The following is a 16,135-nucleotide window of genomic DNA, read 5'->3' on the forward strand; positions in this document are numbered from 1 at the left end:
CGGACTGTGCACGGGACTATAAAAGTCTGGTGTCCGCCCCCGCTCGCGTGGTTCAGGGGAGAAACTCGGTCGCGACGTAGTAGACTGCAAAGACCGCAAAGAAGATCCCCACGGCGAAGATCAGGATCACGACGGGCAGGGATGGCCGGAACTGGGCCGGGAGCGTCCGCCGGTTCAGGTAGACCGTCATGAAGGCGACCACCGGGATCTGGATCGCCTCGACGATCCCTGCTATGGCGAGGGCGGTCACCGGTTCGAGCCGGACGAGGACGAAGACGAGCGGCAGGATACCCATCAGTCCGATCAGGTAGACGGAGCGGTAGAACCGCATCGAGACCCACCGCCCGGCGGCCTTCATCTGGCGGGCGATGAAGATCGACCCCTGACCGAGCATCCTCGTCCAGCCGTCGAGGTTGGCGACGAGCGTGCTCCAGAAGGCAAAGAACGAGGCGAGGATCATCAGCCAGGCTCCCGGCGGCCCCCAGACGCCCCCGAGGAGAACCGAGAGCACCGCGGTCACCTCGGGCCCCTCGGGGAGGAGCCCTTCCGGCCTGAGAAGTTCGGCTCCCAGGACGAGGAGCGCGACGAGCAGGAGGAGGACGATGCCTGCGGCGATGGTCGTTGATAACGCCATGAGCCGGAGCCAGCCCCGCATGGAGTCCTTCTCGCTTCGGGAGAGGCGGGTAACGTCCGGCAGGTCTTCCTCCTCGATGACCTTCTCTTCCCCTTCTTGCCTGTGCACGGTGTAGTAGGCGGCGCCGTAGCCCCGGGCCGTGAGCCAGTAGGAATACCAGATGAGGCCCGCGGCCCCGGACATCACGAATCCGAGCCAGGGGAGGAGTTCGGCGAAGACGACGTCGGGCGGGAGGGCCGGCACGAGGCCGGCGGCGAGCGGCACGATGCCGGGGAAGACGTAGCCCGCGGTGATCACCAGGGCCACGATGATGGCGATGGCCATCACGATGGATGCCTGCTCCACACCCCGGTACCTGCCGAAGAAGACGAGAGCGAGCGAGACCAGCAGGACTATTGCCGCCCAGGCCGTGAAACTGCCGGGGAGAATCAGGATGATGGCGGAACTCGCGGAACCTGCCATCCCGGTGATGGTCGCGACCGCAACGAGGATCTGGGGGAGCACGATGATCCAGACGCCCCAGTTCGCCGGCCCGGGGAGGTTTCTGATCCCCTGGAGGAGCGAGCCGCCCGTCACGACCGCGTAGCGCCCGATCTCGATCGAGAGCGCTGTCTTTAAGAGTATCGCAAGGATGAGCATCCAGAGCACGGAATAGCCGTAGAGCGAGGCGATCCGTGGGGTGAAGAGGAGTTCCCCGGTCGCGATGGCAGAGATCATCCAGATGATCGCGGGGCCCATCCACGTGAGGCTCTCCCTGCCGCGGGGGGCCGGAGGGACGATGATCCGGTCTTCGTCCGCCATGGTTTGTCACGTCCGACTCATCCGGGATGAGGCGGGCCCATGAGCAGGCCGGGTATACATAAGTCTTCCTGCCGGAGGCCGGAAACTCGCCGGGAAAGGCCGGTCCGGGGCCGCCCGGCACCGTTTTCTACGGGGGACACCGCAAACGCTCCTTTCTTGGCAGAATCGTGGCGAGCGAGCGATCTTACGAAGGAGATCGAACAAAACAAAGGAAGGCCAGGGCCGAGATTCGAACCCGGGTCGAGGGATCCACAGTCCCTTAGGATAACCAACTACCCCACCCTGGCAAGGTACTCATAACAATTGGCAGTCGGATTTGATTAAGGTATCTCTTCACTGAACCCGCGTTATGTACTTCCGGGGGAGCCATGGGCGCATATCCCGCCGGGTTCGCCGGCGGTCACGCAATCCGCGACCTCCCCGAAGGGGAGGGAGCGTGAGAAAACGCGGAAGCGTTTTCGAGTCTCGACGTTCCGACCGGAACGGCGTTAGAGAAGGCCGCAGGTCTTCGAGTCTCGACGTTCCGACCGGAACGGCGTTAGAGAAGGCCGCAGGTTTTCGAGTCTCGACGTTCCGACCGGAACGGCGTTAGAGAAGGCCGCAGGTTTTCGAGTCGCGACGTTCCGAAGAGAAGAGAGTTCGAGAAAACGCGGAAGCGTTTTCGACGCCGGGGTGAATTATTAATAGACACCGTGTTCTATAACGTACCAGTGTTCCGGGCGCCGAGCGACGCCCCGGGGGTAGGGGAATCACCCTGACTCTGGCGTGATTCGGAAAAAAACGGTCAATATCTCGGGATTTTTCGGGTTTATTCGTCCAGCATATACCGGAAGGTGATTATCATGGCAAAGGAATCAACGATCAGAACCCCCATCGTCTGCGTGATGGGCCACGTAGATCACGGCAAGACATCGCTCCTTGACCGGATCCGGGGCTCTTCCGTGGTATCTACCGAAGAAGGCGCGATTACACAGCATATCGGCGCCACGCTTGTTCCCATCGATGCAGTCACCCGCATGGGCGGAGCCTTGAGCAAGGTCAGCGTCAATGTTCCGGGCCTCCTCTTCATCGACACCCCCGGACACCACGCCTTCACCACCCTTCGTGCGCGCGGCGGGGCGCTTGCCGACATGGCGATCGTCGTTGTGGACATCAACGAGGGCTTCCGCCCCCAGACGATCGAGGCGCTCCAGATCCTGCGCAACTACAAGACGCCGTTCGTCATCGCGGCAAACAAGGTCGATCGCGTCCCCGGCTGGCGCGTCCAGGAGAACCAGCCGTTCTTGAAGACGTTTGCGCAGCAGAACGAACGTGTCCAGGGGATACTCGAGACGAAGGTGTATGAACTCGTCGGCAAACTCTCCGACCTCGGGTTCAACTCCGAACGGTTCGACCGGGTCTCGGACTTCGCGCGGAACATCTGCATCGTGCCGACGAGCGCCATCACCGGGGAAGGTCTTCCCGACATCCTCATGGTGCTGATCGGGCTTGCCCAGCGCTACATGACCGAGAGCCTCAAGGTCAGCGCCGACGGCCCCGGTGCCGGAACCGTGCTCGAGGTGAAGGAGGAGCGGGGGCTCGGGATGACGCTTGATCTGATCCTCTACGATGGGAATCTCAAGGTCGGGGACGAGATCGTGGTCGCCGGAAACGACCAGATCATCGAGACGAAAGTGCGCTCCCTCCTAAAGCCCCGCCCGATGAGTGAGATCCTGATCGAGGAGCGGTTCGAACGGGTCAAGTCCGTCACCGCCGCTGCGGGCATCAAGGTCGCCGCCCCGAAACTCGACGGGGTCATCGCGGGCTCCCCCCTCCGGGCCGTCCGGAGCGGCAACCGGGACGAGGTGATCGAGCAGGTCCGGCGTGAAGTCCAGGACATCGAGGTGAATCTCTCCGACATCGGCGTCATCATCCGGGCGGATACCATCGGCGCCCTCGAAGCGCTCTCGAAGGAACTCGAGGGTCACCAGATCCAGGTGATGCGGGCGACCGTGGGGCCGGTCACCCGCCACGACGTCATCGAGGCGGGAACGATCAAGGACCCCCTCTACAGCGCGATCATCGCCTTCAACACCCCCGTGCTACCGGACGCGGTCGATGCCCTCGCGGATACGGCGATGTCCCACGTCAGCATATTCGAGGGCGGGGTCATCTACCAGCTCATCGACGACTACGTCGAGTGGCGCGACGAGAAGAAGCAGGAGCTCGAACGGCAGAAGTTCGAGAAGCTGATCATGCCCGCGAAGATCCGGATCCTCCCGAACTGCGTCTTCCGGCAGAGTAACCCGGCGGTGGTCGGCGTCAGGGTCCTCGGGGGAAAACTCCAGAGCGGTGCCAGCCTCGCCCTTCCGAACGGCAAGAAGGTCGGCCGCATCAAGCAGATCCAGGCAAAGAACGAATCCGTCCAGGAGGCGGAAGCGGGCAAGGAAGTGGCGATCTCGATCGAAGGGCCGACGGTCGGCCGCCAGATCAACGTCGATGACGACCTCTACGTGGATATCCCGGAGCGGCACGTGAAGGTGATCGAGCGGGAGATGATCGATCAATTGAGCCCGAGCCTGCGCGAGACCCTGGAGGAGTTCACCACCCTCAAGCGCCGGGAAGACCCCTTCTGGGGGAAGTGACCCGTTCGGGGAACGTGCGGGTCTCTCCCTTTAACCCTGCAGAGGTAGTCTTTTAATACCATATTCTCAAATTGTATAGGTACTTTCGAAGGAGTCGTCAACATGGCAGATTTCAAAATCATCCTATCAGACCCGGAGACCGGGCGTTCATATAAGATCGATGCGACCGGCCCCGCTGCCGGAGGGTTCATCGGCAAGCGCATCGGCGACGAGATCGACGGAGACGTCCTCGGCTTTGCGGGCTACACGATCAAGATCACCGGTGCCACGGACAAGACGGGCATTCCTGCACGTCGCGACCTTCCCGGCCCGTCAAGGAGAAGGCTTCTCCTCTCCAAGGGCGTCGGGTTCCACCCGGTCATGGACGGGGAACGCCGCAGGAAGTCGGTACGTGGCAACGAGATCAGCGCCGATATCGTTCAGATCAACGCCGCCGTGAAACAGAGCGGTGCAAAGCCCCTGGCAGAATACTTCAGCCAGCCCGAGGCGGCGGCTGAATAAATCAGCCCCCAACCTTTTCTTGAGATCCGTTGTTGGTGTTTCACCCCGTATTCCTATCCCCTGTTCTACCGGCCGCGCCAGGGTTCCCTGAGCGTGGCGGGGCAGCGGTCACGGAGGGGGCATGCCCCGCAGTCGCGGGGGTGGGTGGGACACCCGCACGCCGCGGCATACGCGGCGGTGAGCGCCGCAGCCCGGTCACCCCCGTATGCACCGGTGAGCCGTGCTGCCCGGGCTGCGATCTCGTCCGGCACCGCTTCGGGATAGTAGCCGCTCCAGGCGACGTCCTCGAGCCCGGCATCACGGCAGACCGAACAGAGATGCTCCATCTGCTCTCTCGACGGCCCCGGGTGGTAGTAGAGGACGTTGTTCGGCCGAAAACCGATGAGCCGGTAGGGCACGCCCGGATCGAGCGAGGCGATGAACGCCGCGATCCTGCCCACCTCCTTATCGGTCATGCCGGGGATCACCACCGTCCGAAAGACCCTGATCCGGTCTCTCCCCTCGCGGACGAGGTACTCCGCGTTCCTGAGCACCGGGCCCACCGGCGCTCCCGTGAGGGCGCGGTGAACCGGGTCCGACCACGCCTTGATCTCGAGGGTGATCGTCCGGCAGAGGCCGACAATCCGCTCCATCGCCGCCTCCGTCGAAAACCCGCCGGTCGATAGCCCGATCCCGAGATCGAGCCCCTGCCGCTTCACCTCGGCCGCCACCTCTTCCATGTAGGGGAGGTGAATGATCGGGTCGCCGCCCGTAAACCCGAGCGTCCGAATACGGGGCCCCCTGTAGGCGGCAATCCGCTCCCGTGCGTCGGCCACCAGCACCGCCGCGGGCACGTGGCCGACGTAGTGCCAGCCGGGGTCGGGGTACTGCGAGATCCGGTAGGCGTTGCAGTGGAGGCAGCGGTAACAGCACCCGAGCAGGGTGACGATGTAACTCGCGAGGGTGCCCGAACACATCGTCGCCGCCACCTCCGCCCGGCCGACGCGGCACACCCCACGCTCGCCCCGGAGCCGGTCGGCACCGCACCTCCACTCGCAGAGGCGGCAGGACTCGAGGTCTTCCATACTGGTTTCTGGCGCAGGCATGCACGATAGCCTTTGGGACACCGGTGCGATGGGGGCTATGTCACCTCCGGTACAACTATTCGCGAGGCGAAGCTCCGCAGGAACAGAGCTTGAGCACCGAAGGTGCGAGCGGGTGCCAACGTATGAGCATGCATACGCCATCGCCCGAATCCGGCGGCATGATCCTGCGGCCCGTGGGGTTCGTCCGGAGCAGCGTTCAGGAACCCTTCCTCGTCTCAGACAGGGACGGCATCTCGATGCGGGAAGGGCCGGACGCGAGCAGGGATCACGTCAGGAGCGTGAAGGAGGCAGTCTCGGAGATCGTCATCGACGAGAACCGCATCGCGCTGCTCGACGGCATCGAGGAGTACTCCCACGTCACGGTGCTGTACTGGGGGCACAAGGTGCCGGAGGAGAGCCGGTCCGTCGACCGCGTGCACCCGATGGGCAGGACCGATATCCCGAAGACCGGGATCTTCTCGACCTGCAGCCCCGCGCGTCCCAACCCCGTGCTCGCGACCGTTGTTGCGCTACACGCACGGCGGGGGAACGTTCTCGAGGTTACCGGGCTCGACGCCGTCGACGGCAGCCCGGTCATCGACATCAAGCCCTACGTCCTGGCCCAGTACCCGAAAGGCGGCGTGCGGATCCCCGCGTGGATGGAGGGGCTCATGAACGAAGTGGGCGAACGGCGGGCGTGAATCCTGCACGGGGGAAAAAAGGTATTTTATCGCGACTTCGCGATCGATTTCTCCAGGGCGGGCAGTTTGTCGTCGAATGCCACCCCGTATTTCTTCGCGAGGATGACCACCGCCGCCTCCACCCGGAGATTGCCGTCGAAGTTGTCGGCAACGATCCGGTGGAGTTCGGCGACGACCTCCTGGGGCGGCTTCTCCGTCGCGGCGGCGATCCGCCCGATCAATTCCTCGTAGGGACTCTCCGCCGCTGCGAGGACGTCGGAGGTGGGCTTGAACCCGAGCGGTATCGAGACCTCGGCAAGATCGAAGAGCGGCCGGATGGCTCCTCCGTCCACCGCGATGAGCCCCTCCGCCTTCGCCCGCTCCAGGAGCTGGTTTGCCTGCTCCTTGTTCATCCACTTCCGGTCGATGGCGATGTAGAAGACGAACTCGCTCCTCTGCAGCCGGTCTTTGCGCATGTGCTTGAACGGTGCGGCAACCGCAATCCTGACACTCACTCGCAGGCACCCTTGAGCATCTTTCGCAGGTCCATCGCGTCCAGATCCCCGAGCCGCCCCTCTTTCGCAACGTAACACTCCGTCACCGCACCCTTGTCGGCGATCCGGAGGAAGAAAACGTTCTCCGAGACCGGGAGCCTCTTTTCAGGGGTGAGCAGCGTCCTCTGCAGGTCGATCCGGAAGTCCGCCACCTCGGTGACCTTTTCGGCGAGCGGCGCGAGGTCGTTGAGGTCGAGGAACTGCGTCCGTCCGTCCGCGACCTGGACGAGCATCCGCTCCTTGACGAGCCCGTCGGCGCCCCGTGCAGTGGTATGGGTGTCGTGCATCCGGGCTATGCAGGCAAGGACCTCACGAAACGGCCGGTTGAGTTCGAAGTCGAGGTCGATGGCTTGGGGGAAACGATGGTATATCCTGCGCATCACTAGAACTGACGTCTGCGGAACGTAAAAAGAATGTGATCCCGCCGAAGGCGCAAAAGTTTTTTGCACATATCTTCCTCCCTGCACCCATGACCGACCACCTCACGCTCCTCCAGGTGAACGACTCGCACGGGTACCTGGAGCCGCACCAGGAACTCTTCTATGCCGGCGGGCCGCCGGAGTACCGGACGGCAGGCGGGTATGCCCGGATTGCCGCGCTCCTTGAGGATGCGCGTGATGAGCGGCCGGGCCGGGTGCTCGCGTTCGACTGCGGCGACACCATCCACGGGACCTACCCTGCCGTCCAATCGGAAGGCGAGGCGCTCGTCCCGGTCCTGAACGCCCTTGCCTTCGATGCCATGACCGCCCACTGGGAGTTCGCCTACGGCCCGGAGCAGTTCCGGAAGGTGGCCGGGAGGCTCGATTACCCGGTTCTCGCCGACAACTGCTACGACGACGCGACCGGCAACCCGGTCTTTCCCCCGTACACGGTCTGCGAGACCGACGACCTGCAGGTGGGCGTCATCGGCATCGCCGCCACCATCGTCGACAAGGTGATGCCGGACTCCTTCTCGGAGGGGATCCACTTCTCTCTCGGCAACGCCGAACTCCCGGGGCACATTGCCCATCTCCGCAACGAGGAGGGAGTGGACCTCGTCGTGGTGATATCGCACCTGGGATTCCCGCAGGAGGTGAAACTCGCCCGCGAGACGGACGGGATCGACGTCCTCCTCTCGGGGCACACCCACAACCGCCTCTTCGAGCCGGCGGTCGTCAACGACACCGTTATCATCCAGTCGGGCTGTCACGCCTCCTTCCTCGGGCGGCTCGACCTTACGGTCGAGAACCGGCGGATAACGGGGTTCGATCACGAACTCATCGTCGTCGGCGAGGAGGTTCGGCCTCACCCGGAGGTCGAGGAGATGGTCGAGGGGGTCATGGAACCCCACCGCGAGTACCTCTCCCGGGTCGTCGGGGAGACCCGGACCGGCCTTAACCGGAACACGGTTCTTGAGGCCACGATGGACAACCTTCTCCTGCAGGCGCTCATCGACGCCACGGGTGCAGAGATGGCGTTCTCGAACGGCTGGCGCTACGGCGCCCCGGTGCCGCCCGGCCCGGTCACAATGAATGATCTCTGGGACATCATCCCGGTCAACCCCCCGGTCTCGACGACCGAGATCACCGGCCGGGAACTCCGGGGGATGATGGAGGAGAACCTTGAGCGGACCTTTTCGCGCGATCCCTACCAGCAGATGGGCGGCTACGTGAAGCGGTGTATGGGGGTCAACCTCTACTGCAAGATTGAAAACCCGCCCGGACTCCGGATCCAGGAGTTCTTTGCGGCCGGCAAAAGGCTCGAGTTGGACGCCGTCTATCACGCGGCGTTCGTCACCGGGCAGGGTGTGCCGCCGAAGTACGGGAAGAACCGGGAGAACCTCGAGATTCATGCAATCGAGGCGCTCGAACGTTACCTGGCAGAAGGGCCCGTCAGCGCCGATCTCCGCGGGAGCGTGACGGCGATATGACGCCCCCGCCGAAGGTCGCCGTCCACCTGGACGAGCGCGAAAAGGCGGCCCTTGTGCTGCGGAACACAAAGAACCTCGTCGAAGATCTTGCAGGTGTCGAGGTGGAGGTGGTCGCCCATGCCGACGGGGTGGAACCTCTACGTACCGGCGGCCCGCAGGCGGCGCTCATGGCGCAACTTGCGGGCCGCGGAGTGCGGTTCGTCGTCTGCGAGAACACTCTCCGTTCCCGGAACCTGTCGGAGAAGGATTTTCCCGGTTACGTTGAAACCGTCCCGTCCGCGATCGTGGAGCTGGTCGTCAGGCAGGCGGAGGGCTGGCACTATCTTCGGCCGTAAAAAAGATGGGTGTCTTATGCGAGCAGAACGGCGTTGACGACGCCGTCCTGGCTCGGTCTGCTGACGATCCGCGCGCGCCCCATCTCGGTCTTGATGATGGCGCCCTTCGTCAGGAGGTTCCGCCGGACGTAGTTCGGGTTGGCGCTGTTCGCCTCGACCGTCTCGATCTTCGCCTTTTTGGTCTCGCCGGTTGCGGGGTTCGAGACCGTCGCGTATTCTACCCGGAGCGCCCGGACCTTCTGGTTGCCGCCGAAGGTGCGGACAATTCTCCTGCGTTCTTCACCGATGTGCGTCTCTGCGGGAGCTCTTCCGATCTCCGTTCGCTTCTTGCCCTGGGAGGTGTGGTAGCGTCCGCCCGATGGCTTCCGTACTGATCTTCCTTGCCACTGCATGTGACCACCGAAATACTCTGCTGAGGACGCAATACCCTTCAGGGGGTAGCAATCTCCTCGTTAAAGTGCTATAACTATTCGAGACCGGGATATTTAACTCTGCTGATCACGCGAGGATCGCGTCCAGCAGCTCGTCCAGCCCTTCCCCGGTCTTCATGTTCGTCCGGAAGATCTTCATCTCCGGGTTGTAGCGGCGCATATCCGCCTCCATCCGATCGAGGTTGGCGCCGACGAACGGGGCGAGGTCGACCTTGTTGATGACGCCGATGTTGCTGCTCCGAAACATCATCGGGTGCTTGTTCACCACGTCGTCTCCTTCCGTCGAACTGACGACGACGATCCTCTTCTCGGCGCCCAGCCGGAAATCGGTCGGACAGACCATGTTGCCGACGTTCTCGATGAAGAGGATGTCGATCTCGTCGAGCGGCAGGTGTTCGATGGCGTGCTCGACGAGGTGGGCGTCGAGGTGGCACTCCTTCCCGGTGTTCGCGTTGTAGGCCGGGACGTTGAGGGCGACGATCCGCTTGAAATCGTCGTCGCCGTAGACGTCCCCGGCGATGGCACCGGCGCGGAGGCCCCGGTCGCGGATAAGCGGCACGAGCCGCTCGATCGTGGCGGTCTTCCCCGACCCGATGGCGCCGAGAAGGTCGAACGCCCGGATGCCGTGGTCCTTGAGGTGGGCCGCGTTGGCATCTGCCAGGCGGTTGTTGACATCGTAGATGTCCTTCTCCACATGGACGTCGATGTGATGCATGGTATGTACTGTGATCATGATCTGTTTATAGGTTAACCACCTAGATCTTACAACTATGAGCGCTGAACGCATCCTGTACCCCTGTTATTTCGACACCACGCTCGAGCGGCGGGAAGGGCGTCGCGTTGCTAAAAGTTTCGGCGTGAAGTCCCCGGAACTCCCCGCGATCGAGGCCGTCCTGCGGAAGATGAAGGTCCCGCACCGGGTGGAAGAGCACCACCATCCCGCCCGGTGGGCCGAGCGCGAAGGCCGGATCGTCGTGGAATGGGAGGGGAGCAAGGAAGACCTGATCCGGAAGGTTGCGAGCGGTCTTGCCGACCGGAAGTGACCGCGATGTACGACCTGCACACCCATACCCTCCTCTCCGACGGCGAACTCCTCCCGACCGAGCTGGTTCGCCGGGCCGCCGTGCTCGGCTACGAGACGCTCGCGATCACCGACCACGCGGACGCCTCCAACCTCGCGCACCTGGTGGAGGCGGCAGAGAGCGTCCGGGAATCGGCGCGGTGCTACGGCGTGAACCTGCTTGTCGGGGTGGAGCTCACCCACGTCCCGCCGTCCCTGATCCCGGCGTTTGCACGCGATGCAAAGAGATTCGGTGCCGATATCGTCGTGGTCCACGGCGAGACGGTGGTGGAGCCGGTCGCCCCGGGAACCAACCGCGCCGCATGCGCGTGCGAGTACGTAGACGTGCTCGGTCATCCCGGGCTCATAGCGATCGAGGATGCGCGCGCGGCCGCGCAGCACGGGGTGGCGCTCGAGATCACCTCGCGAGGGGGACATAATCGCACCAACGGTCACGTGGTGCGGGCGGCGCGGGAGGCCGGGTGCCGGCTCGTGGTCGATTCCGATACGCATGCTCCGTCCGATCTGATGTCAAAGGAGTCGCGGTGGGCGGTCGCGCTCGGCGCCGGGTTGACGGAGGCGGAATCCCGGGAGACTCTCTCTCTGGATATAAATCGGCTTCTTCAGAAGTGAGATGTGGTATTTATAATTTAGCAAAAACTTTTTATAATCTAATGGTCAATATATATATGTTACTAAATACGCCCGGATATAGTATCCCCTAGAGGTTGCAGTTTGCGGTTAATCGGTCGTTCTGTAAGTGTTTGCGGCAATCGCTTGTTAATCTTGCGATGTGATGCTGCACAGTTGCCCCGTCTCTACGGTGAGGCTGTGGATCGCCGGTTAAAACCCGTAGGGAAGGTAGTTGACATATTTGGGAATATATCATCGCCTTATGCCGTAGTCCTCTGCAACAACGGCTGCTCCGTGCAGGTTGGCGAGAAGATCTTTGCGAGATAGGTGTATAATCGATGGCTGAAGTAGAAAAATTAAAACAGCTGCAGTTGCAGCGCGAGGCCCTGAAGAAGAGAGGGGAGCAGAAGGTCAAGGAGACGGAGAAGAAGCGCACCGAAGAGAGCGTTCAGTCCGTCTGCCCCGAGTGCGGCAGCCGCCAGCTCGTCCACGACTACGAGCGCGCGGAACTCGTATGCCAGAACTGCGGTCTCGTTCTCGACGAGGAGTTCATCGACCGCGGCCCCGAGTGGCGTGCATTCGATCACGATCAGCGCATGAAGCGCTCCCGTGTCGGCGCACCGATGACGTTCACGATCCACGACAAGGGTCTCTCGACGATGATCGACTGGCGGAACCGTGACTCCTACGGCCGCGCGATCTCGAGCAAGAACCGCGCCCAGCTCTACCGGCTCCGGAAGTGGCAGCGGCGTATCCGTGTCTCGAACGCGACCGAGCGGAACCTGGCGTTCGCGCTCTCGGAACTGGACCGGATGGCCTCCGCGCTCGGCCTGCCCCGGAACGTGCGCGAGACCGCCGCGGTCGTCTACCGCGACGCCGTGGACAAGAACCTGATCCGCGGCCGGAGTATCGAGGGTGTCGCGGCGGCGGCGCTGTATGCGGCGTGCCGGCAGTGCAGCGTCCCCCGGACGCTGGACGAGATTGCCGAGGTCTCCCGTGTATCCCGTAAGGAGATCGGCCGCACCTACCGGTTCATCTCCCGCGAGCTCGGGTTAAAGCTCCTGCCGACGTCCCCGATCGACTACGTACCGCGCTTCTGCTCGGGCCTGAACCTGAAGGGTGAGGTCCAGAGCCGGGCGGTCGAGATCCTCCGGCAGGCCGGCGAGCGTGAACTTACGAGCGGCAGAGGGCCGACGGGCGTTGCTGCGGCCGCCATTTACATCTCGTCGATCCTCGGCGGAGAGCGGCGCACCCAGCGCGAAGTCGCCGAGGTTGCGGGCGTGACAGAGGTCACGATCAGGAACAGATATAAGGAACTGGCAGAAAAATTAGATATCGAGATCATACTCTGATCTCATATCTTCGGGCTCGTAGATCAGGGGTAGATCGCTACGTTCGCAACGTAGAGGCCGCGGGTTCAAATCCCGCCGGGTCCATCCGTTCTTTATTATTATTTTCGCGAGATGCATCTGTCCATAGGCGACCGTCAGGTCGCCGGAGGTTTCGAAAGGGGCGTAGCCCCTTCGTTTGAGAGACGACGTAGCCCCTTCGCGGCTTCGCGCTCTTCGCGTGAGACCTTGTCGCTGCCCCCTACACTTCACCTCACGCGAAGCCGCGAAGAACGCGAAGTTTTGTTGGGGGTAACTCTCTTTCGCGGCGCTCCTCGCCTATCCCCGGGTGGAGTTCCTCTCCGGCTCCTCTTACCGATCCGGCAGCACCATCTCAAACCACGTTGTTCCCCGTAGCGAGACGTTTGCGGACGCTTTGTTCGAATACGGGTTCACGTAGGTTTCGAGTGCCGTCCTGTTCCTGGATTCGTTCTCCTGAACGATCCGCAGGTCCCATTGGGAGTAACGGTCGTCCCCGACCGCCGCGTCGCTGACGAACCAGTTCTCTATCGGGAAGCAGCACGATTCGACGTCGTTCCTATAGTAGAGGGTCAGTTCGCCGCTGACGTCGGCGTCGCCCGCATTGAACTCCCAGCGCCGGTCGATGCCGGGATTTTCCGGCGTTCCGCTCACCGCAGCAGCGATCGTGCCCGGCTCCCTCACCTCCGAGACCTCGAGGGCTGCAATCGTCCATCCGCCGGGGTCGGTGAAGTAAACGGTGCTCTCCTCCGGCTCCGCCGGTACCTCGACGGAGGCGGTATAGGGCTCCCCGGAGCCGGGCGTGTTCGCTCTTTCGATGAACCGGTAGCGGAGCCGGACGAAATCCAGCACCGCTTCGGTGTGGTACGCCAGGTAGCCGAGATCGCCGTGGTGGTTCTGCGGGTGTAGCGCGAATGCCTCCTCCCCCGGCGTGATGTTCAGCCTGTTTCCGATCGTCTCCGTGTGAAGAGCGAGCTGCCCGGCATAATAGTCTTCGATGAAGACCTCGTCCATCAGGAACGCCATGCGCCGATCGAGGCGTTCACGGAGTGCGGGAGTCTCGAGGAACTTCCTCACCAGGTCGTTGTCCCAGCCGCTCGCTATCGCCGACTCATATCCGAAATAGTCGTTGACCGTAGCGCTTCTCCGGGTATGCGAACCGAACGTCAGATCCTTGTCCCAGGGTATGACCTTCCACTCCGCATCCGGATCTCCGGTGTCCAGGTAGAGCCAGTAGTCGTCGCCGAAAGAGTCGACATCGCCGATGAGGTAATGGATTGCCAGCCAGTCGATGAAATTGTCCTCATCGAACCGTTCGACAAAGCCTTCTTCGAACTCCGGGCCGGCAGGAGTCCGGTAGACCCAGGTGACAAGGTCACGGACCGCTCCCCAGTCCGGTTCACCCCGGCTGTCCATGGTCTGTGCGAGAAATGCTTCCGGATCGTCCTGCTCCCCGATGGGATACCCGAAGACCGAGAGGCGGTCGACTCCCGACAGGCCGAAGTTGCTCCTGAAATCGTCGGCAACCAGTGTCCCTGCAGGGTTCAGGCCGTTGCTTGCGAGCAGATCCCCGTCGACCCGCTCCACGTGAACGTACAGGCCTTCGTAGATGTCGTTGATGTACAGGTCGAAGTACCTCGTCCTCGGCGCCGGCTGCCCGAGGACGTGGAAGAGCTCCATTGAGACCTTCTCCCGCATCATCGTGGGATCGGCGTAGGTGGCTTTCAGGTTCATATCGCTGCTGCCGAACAGGAACCCCTGAGATTCGTTAAACCGGATGTTGAACGACTTTTTCGGCAACTCTCGCGAAGAAGTGCCCCGGAACCGCACCCCCTCCAGTTCGATATCCTCGCCGTCGGGCGAAAGCCGGACATAACCGTCCACCCGCTCGTCGGATGCGTCTCCGCGGGTATACAACTCGACGAGATCCTTCCAGCCCACGTAGAGGTACAGATCCTGCACACCGGAGTCCGGACTGCTCGCGTTCTCCTGTCCCGCTGCCGTGGGTATGGCGAAGGCTATCAGAGACAGCACAATGAGCATGCCGGACACAGCCCGGCCCGCAGAATCCATTGCCATGGCCCGCATTCATACCGTGAGACGGCATTAAGGTTGCCTCCCGGATACACGCTCATCCGCGCCGGAAGTCATGGCCGATGGAGCTTTAACGCCGTTTCTCAAAGCCACTGATTACGAGGCTACGTCTACGTAAAAATTTGCAGAACAGGGGAGTTCCCCTGTTCTTGGTCACCGCCGCCGGAGGCGGCCTGCAACGCCCGCGGCAGCAACGGCGAGGAGCCCGACGAGCGCACCCGCCCCGCCGGCCTGAGCCGGATCGGTCGTGGCGCCCTCCGTCCCTTCCGCTATCGCCGTTACTGGCCCTTCGGCCGTCCGGAAGATGAAGGCCCGCTCACCCGCACCCGCGGCAAGGTAGTCGCCGTTGTCCGAGAGAGCAACCGCACTAACGGCTGCATCGGCATCGAACGACCAGCGCACGTCACCGTTGCTGTTCCAGAGATACACGGTTCCGCCTGTGTTCCCTGCCGCGACGGCCTCGCCGCGCCGGGAGACGTCCACGGCGGGGACATTGCTTCCCGTCCGGTTCTTCCAGAGGAGGGCGTCGTTCGGCCGGTAGCACTCCACATCGCCGCCCTCCTTGCCGACGACCACTAACCGCCCGTCACCCGAGAGAGCGAGCGCGAGGATCGGCGCACCGGTGGGAAGGGCCCAGGGGAGGCCCCCTGCCCGGCCGTAAACCTGGAGGGCGCGATCCCGGCCCCCGGTGGCGACGACCGATCCGTCACGGGAGGCGTCGACCGCGGTGACGGCACTGCGGGCAAGCCCCTCCCAGATCAGTTTCCCCTCCCTGTTCATGAAGAGAATGGCACCGTTGCTGCTCCCGGTGACGATGAATTTGCCGTCGTTGGTGAAAGCGACGGACGTAACGTACGGCCGGGTGTCGCCGGAGCGGGCGCCCGGCTGCATGGCGCGGTTCCACTCCTCCTTCCCCAGATTGGTGAAGAGGACGATACGATCGGCCGCCACCGCGAGCGACCGGCCGTCACCCGCGAAAGCAAGGTCGCGAACGGATCCCGCGACGCTCTTCGTCCAGTAGCGGCCGCCGTTCCCGTCGAAGAGGAGCACGTCGCCCCCCTCGGTTCCGGCGGCAACGTAGTCCCCGGCGACGGCAACTGCGGCCACCGAACTTCCGGCGCTCACGTTCCAGGAGACGGTGCCGTCCCGTTGCAGGCAGACGATGCCCCCGTTGCTCGTCCCCGCGACCATATACTTCCCATCGGCGGTGATCGCAACGTCGTTGACGATGCCCCCCGTCGATACGCCGTGATAGGAAGCCTCCGCCCCGGCAGCCGCGGGAACCAGGGCGACGATCAGGGCGATAATCAATGCTGTTCTTTTCATGGAGAACCCCTGTTCGGGAAAGAATTCCCGTAATACGTCTACTTTCTCGGGTGGGTTCTTAAACCATTCCTGCAGCGGGCCCTGCCGCAGAAACTTGAAGCCGTCAGGAGCACAATCAACCT

Annotated in this window: 16 protein-coding genes and 2 tRNA genes; 9 read left to right on the plus strand and 9 right to left on the minus strand. The window is 63.0% G+C overall.

Translation table 11 applies throughout. The features are described 5' to 3' along the window. Positions 1 to 52: 52 nt before the first annotated feature. The gene (locus tag SZ63_RS01320; protein WP_048179875.1) at positions 53 to 1,435 is read right to left on the minus strand and encodes an Nramp family divalent metal transporter; all 1,383 of its coding nucleotides are present in this window, start codon (positions 1,433 to 1,435) and stop codon (positions 53 to 55) included. A 214-nt stretch (positions 1,436 to 1,649) separates the two neighbouring features. After that, positions 1,650 to 1,722, minus strand: a tRNA-His gene (locus SZ63_RS01325). A gap of 555 nt (positions 1,723 to 2,277) precedes the next feature. Here SZ63_RS01325 and infB point away from each other — a divergent pair. Together infB and SZ63_RS01335 are read left to right on the plus strand one after the other, a co-directional pair. After that, a complete protein-coding gene (infB, locus tag SZ63_RS01330; RefSeq protein WP_048179878.1) occupies positions 2,278 to 4,059 on the plus strand; it encodes a translation initiation factor IF-2 in 1,782 nt (593 codons plus the stop codon). 102 nt (positions 4,060 to 4,161) lie between these two features. Continuing rightward, positions 4,162 to 4,560, plus strand: a complete 399-nt coding sequence (locus SZ63_RS01335) for a 30S ribosomal protein S6e (RefSeq protein ID WP_048112720.1) — start codon at positions 4,162 to 4,164, stop codon at positions 4,558 to 4,560. A 65-nt stretch (positions 4,561 to 4,625) separates the two neighbouring features. Here the strand turns inward: SZ63_RS01335 and SZ63_RS01340 are convergent, their stop codons facing one another. Then, positions 4,626 to 5,624 carry a radical SAM protein gene (locus tag SZ63_RS01340; protein WP_048179881.1) on the minus strand — a complete coding sequence of 333 codons (999 nt, stop codon included), beginning with the start codon at positions 5,622 to 5,624 and terminating at the stop codon, positions 4,626 to 4,628. A gap of 143 nt (positions 5,625 to 5,767) precedes the next feature. Here SZ63_RS01340 and tsaA point away from each other — a divergent pair, with 143 nt between their 5' ends. Further along, on the plus strand, positions 5,768 to 6,325 hold the full coding sequence (tsaA, locus tag SZ63_RS01345) for a tRNA (N6-threonylcarbamoyladenosine(37)-N6)-methyltransferase TrmO (RefSeq protein WP_048179884.1): 558 nt from the start codon (positions 5,768 to 5,770) through the stop codon (positions 6,323 to 6,325). Between the two features lie 26 nt (positions 6,326 to 6,351). Here the strand turns inward: tsaA and SZ63_RS01350 are convergent, their stop codons facing one another. Together SZ63_RS01350 and SZ63_RS01355 are read right to left on the minus strand one after the other, a co-directional pair. Then, on the minus strand, positions 6,352 to 6,819 hold the full coding sequence (locus tag SZ63_RS01350) for a DUF2240 family protein (RefSeq protein WP_048179887.1): 468 nt from the start codon (positions 6,817 to 6,819) through the stop codon (positions 6,352 to 6,354). After that, positions 6,816 to 7,238, minus strand: coding sequence for a hypothetical protein (locus SZ63_RS01355; protein ID WP_048179891.1), 423 nt, complete (start codon positions 7,236 to 7,238; stop codon positions 6,816 to 6,818). The genes SZ63_RS01350 and SZ63_RS01355 overlap by 4 nt, the downstream gene beginning before the upstream one ends. A gap of 89 nt (positions 7,239 to 7,327) precedes the next feature. Here SZ63_RS01355 and SZ63_RS01360 point away from each other — a divergent pair, with 89 nt between their 5' ends. Then, on the plus strand, positions 7,328 to 8,767 hold the full coding sequence (locus SZ63_RS01360) for a bifunctional metallophosphatase/5'-nucleotidase (RefSeq protein WP_048179894.1): 1,440 nt from the start codon (positions 7,328 to 7,330) through the stop codon (positions 8,765 to 8,767). Beyond that, on the plus strand, positions 8,764 to 9,102 hold the full coding sequence (locus tag SZ63_RS01365; protein WP_048179897.1) for a DsrE family protein: 339 nt from the start codon (positions 8,764 to 8,766) through the stop codon (positions 9,100 to 9,102). Before SZ63_RS01360 ends, SZ63_RS01365 begins: the two co-directional genes overlap by 4 nt. 14 nt (positions 9,103 to 9,116) lie before the next feature. On the opposite strand, the gene SZ63_RS01370 is transcribed toward SZ63_RS01365, so the two are convergent. Both SZ63_RS01370 and hypB read right to left on the minus strand, forming a co-directional pair. After that, positions 9,117 to 9,494 carry a 30S ribosomal protein S8e gene (locus SZ63_RS01370; protein WP_048179900.1) on the minus strand — a complete coding sequence of 126 codons (378 nt, stop codon included), beginning with the start codon at positions 9,492 to 9,494 and terminating at the stop codon, positions 9,117 to 9,119. A 106-nt stretch (positions 9,495 to 9,600) separates the two neighbouring features. After that, complete coding sequence (gene hypB / locus SZ63_RS01375; protein WP_048179903.1) at positions 9,601 to 10,248, minus strand: hydrogenase nickel incorporation protein HypB; 648 nt, start codon at positions 10,246 to 10,248, stop codon at positions 9,601 to 9,603. Positions 10,249 to 10,303: 55 nt separating this feature from the next. Between hypB and SZ63_RS01380 the strand changes: the two genes are divergently transcribed. From SZ63_RS01380 to SZ63_RS01395, 4 genes are all read left to right on the plus strand, one after another. Then, on the plus strand, positions 10,304 to 10,576 hold the full coding sequence (locus SZ63_RS01380) for a signal recognition particle subunit SRP19/SEC65 family protein (RefSeq protein WP_048179906.1): 273 nt from the start codon (positions 10,304 to 10,306) through the stop codon (positions 10,574 to 10,576). Between the two features lie 5 nt (positions 10,577 to 10,581). Continuing rightward, positions 10,582 to 11,226 carry a histidinol phosphate phosphatase domain-containing protein gene (locus tag SZ63_RS01385; protein ID WP_048179911.1) on the plus strand — a complete coding sequence of 215 codons (645 nt, stop codon included), beginning with the start codon at positions 10,582 to 10,584 and terminating at the stop codon, positions 11,224 to 11,226. 338 nt (positions 11,227 to 11,564) lie between these two features. Next, the gene (locus tag SZ63_RS01390) at positions 11,565 to 12,578 is read left to right on the plus strand and encodes a transcription initiation factor IIB (protein ID WP_011843316.1); all 1,014 of its coding nucleotides are present in this window, start codon (positions 11,565 to 11,567) and stop codon (positions 12,576 to 12,578) included. Between the two features lie 12 nt (positions 12,579 to 12,590). After that, positions 12,591 to 12,662, plus strand: a tRNA-Ala gene (locus SZ63_RS01395). Between the two features lie 264 nt (positions 12,663 to 12,926). Here the strand turns inward: SZ63_RS01395 and SZ63_RS01400 are convergent. Together SZ63_RS01400 and SZ63_RS01405 are read right to left on the minus strand one after the other, a co-directional pair. Beyond that, complete coding sequence (locus SZ63_RS01400; protein ID WP_162199190.1) at positions 12,927 to 14,672, minus strand: CotH kinase family protein; 1,746 nt, start codon at positions 14,670 to 14,672, stop codon at positions 12,927 to 12,929. A gap of 168 nt (positions 14,673 to 14,840) precedes the next feature. Beyond that, complete coding sequence (locus SZ63_RS01405; protein WP_082122599.1) at positions 14,841 to 16,013, minus strand: WD40 repeat domain-containing protein; 1,173 nt, start codon at positions 16,011 to 16,013, stop codon at positions 14,841 to 14,843. Positions 16,014 to 16,135: the final 122 nt, after the last annotated feature.

The sequence above is a fragment of the Methanoculleus sediminis genome, assembly GCF_001017125.1.
Classification (GTDB): Archaea; Halobacteriota; Methanomicrobia; order Methanomicrobiales; family Methanoculleaceae; genus Methanoculleus; species Methanoculleus sediminis.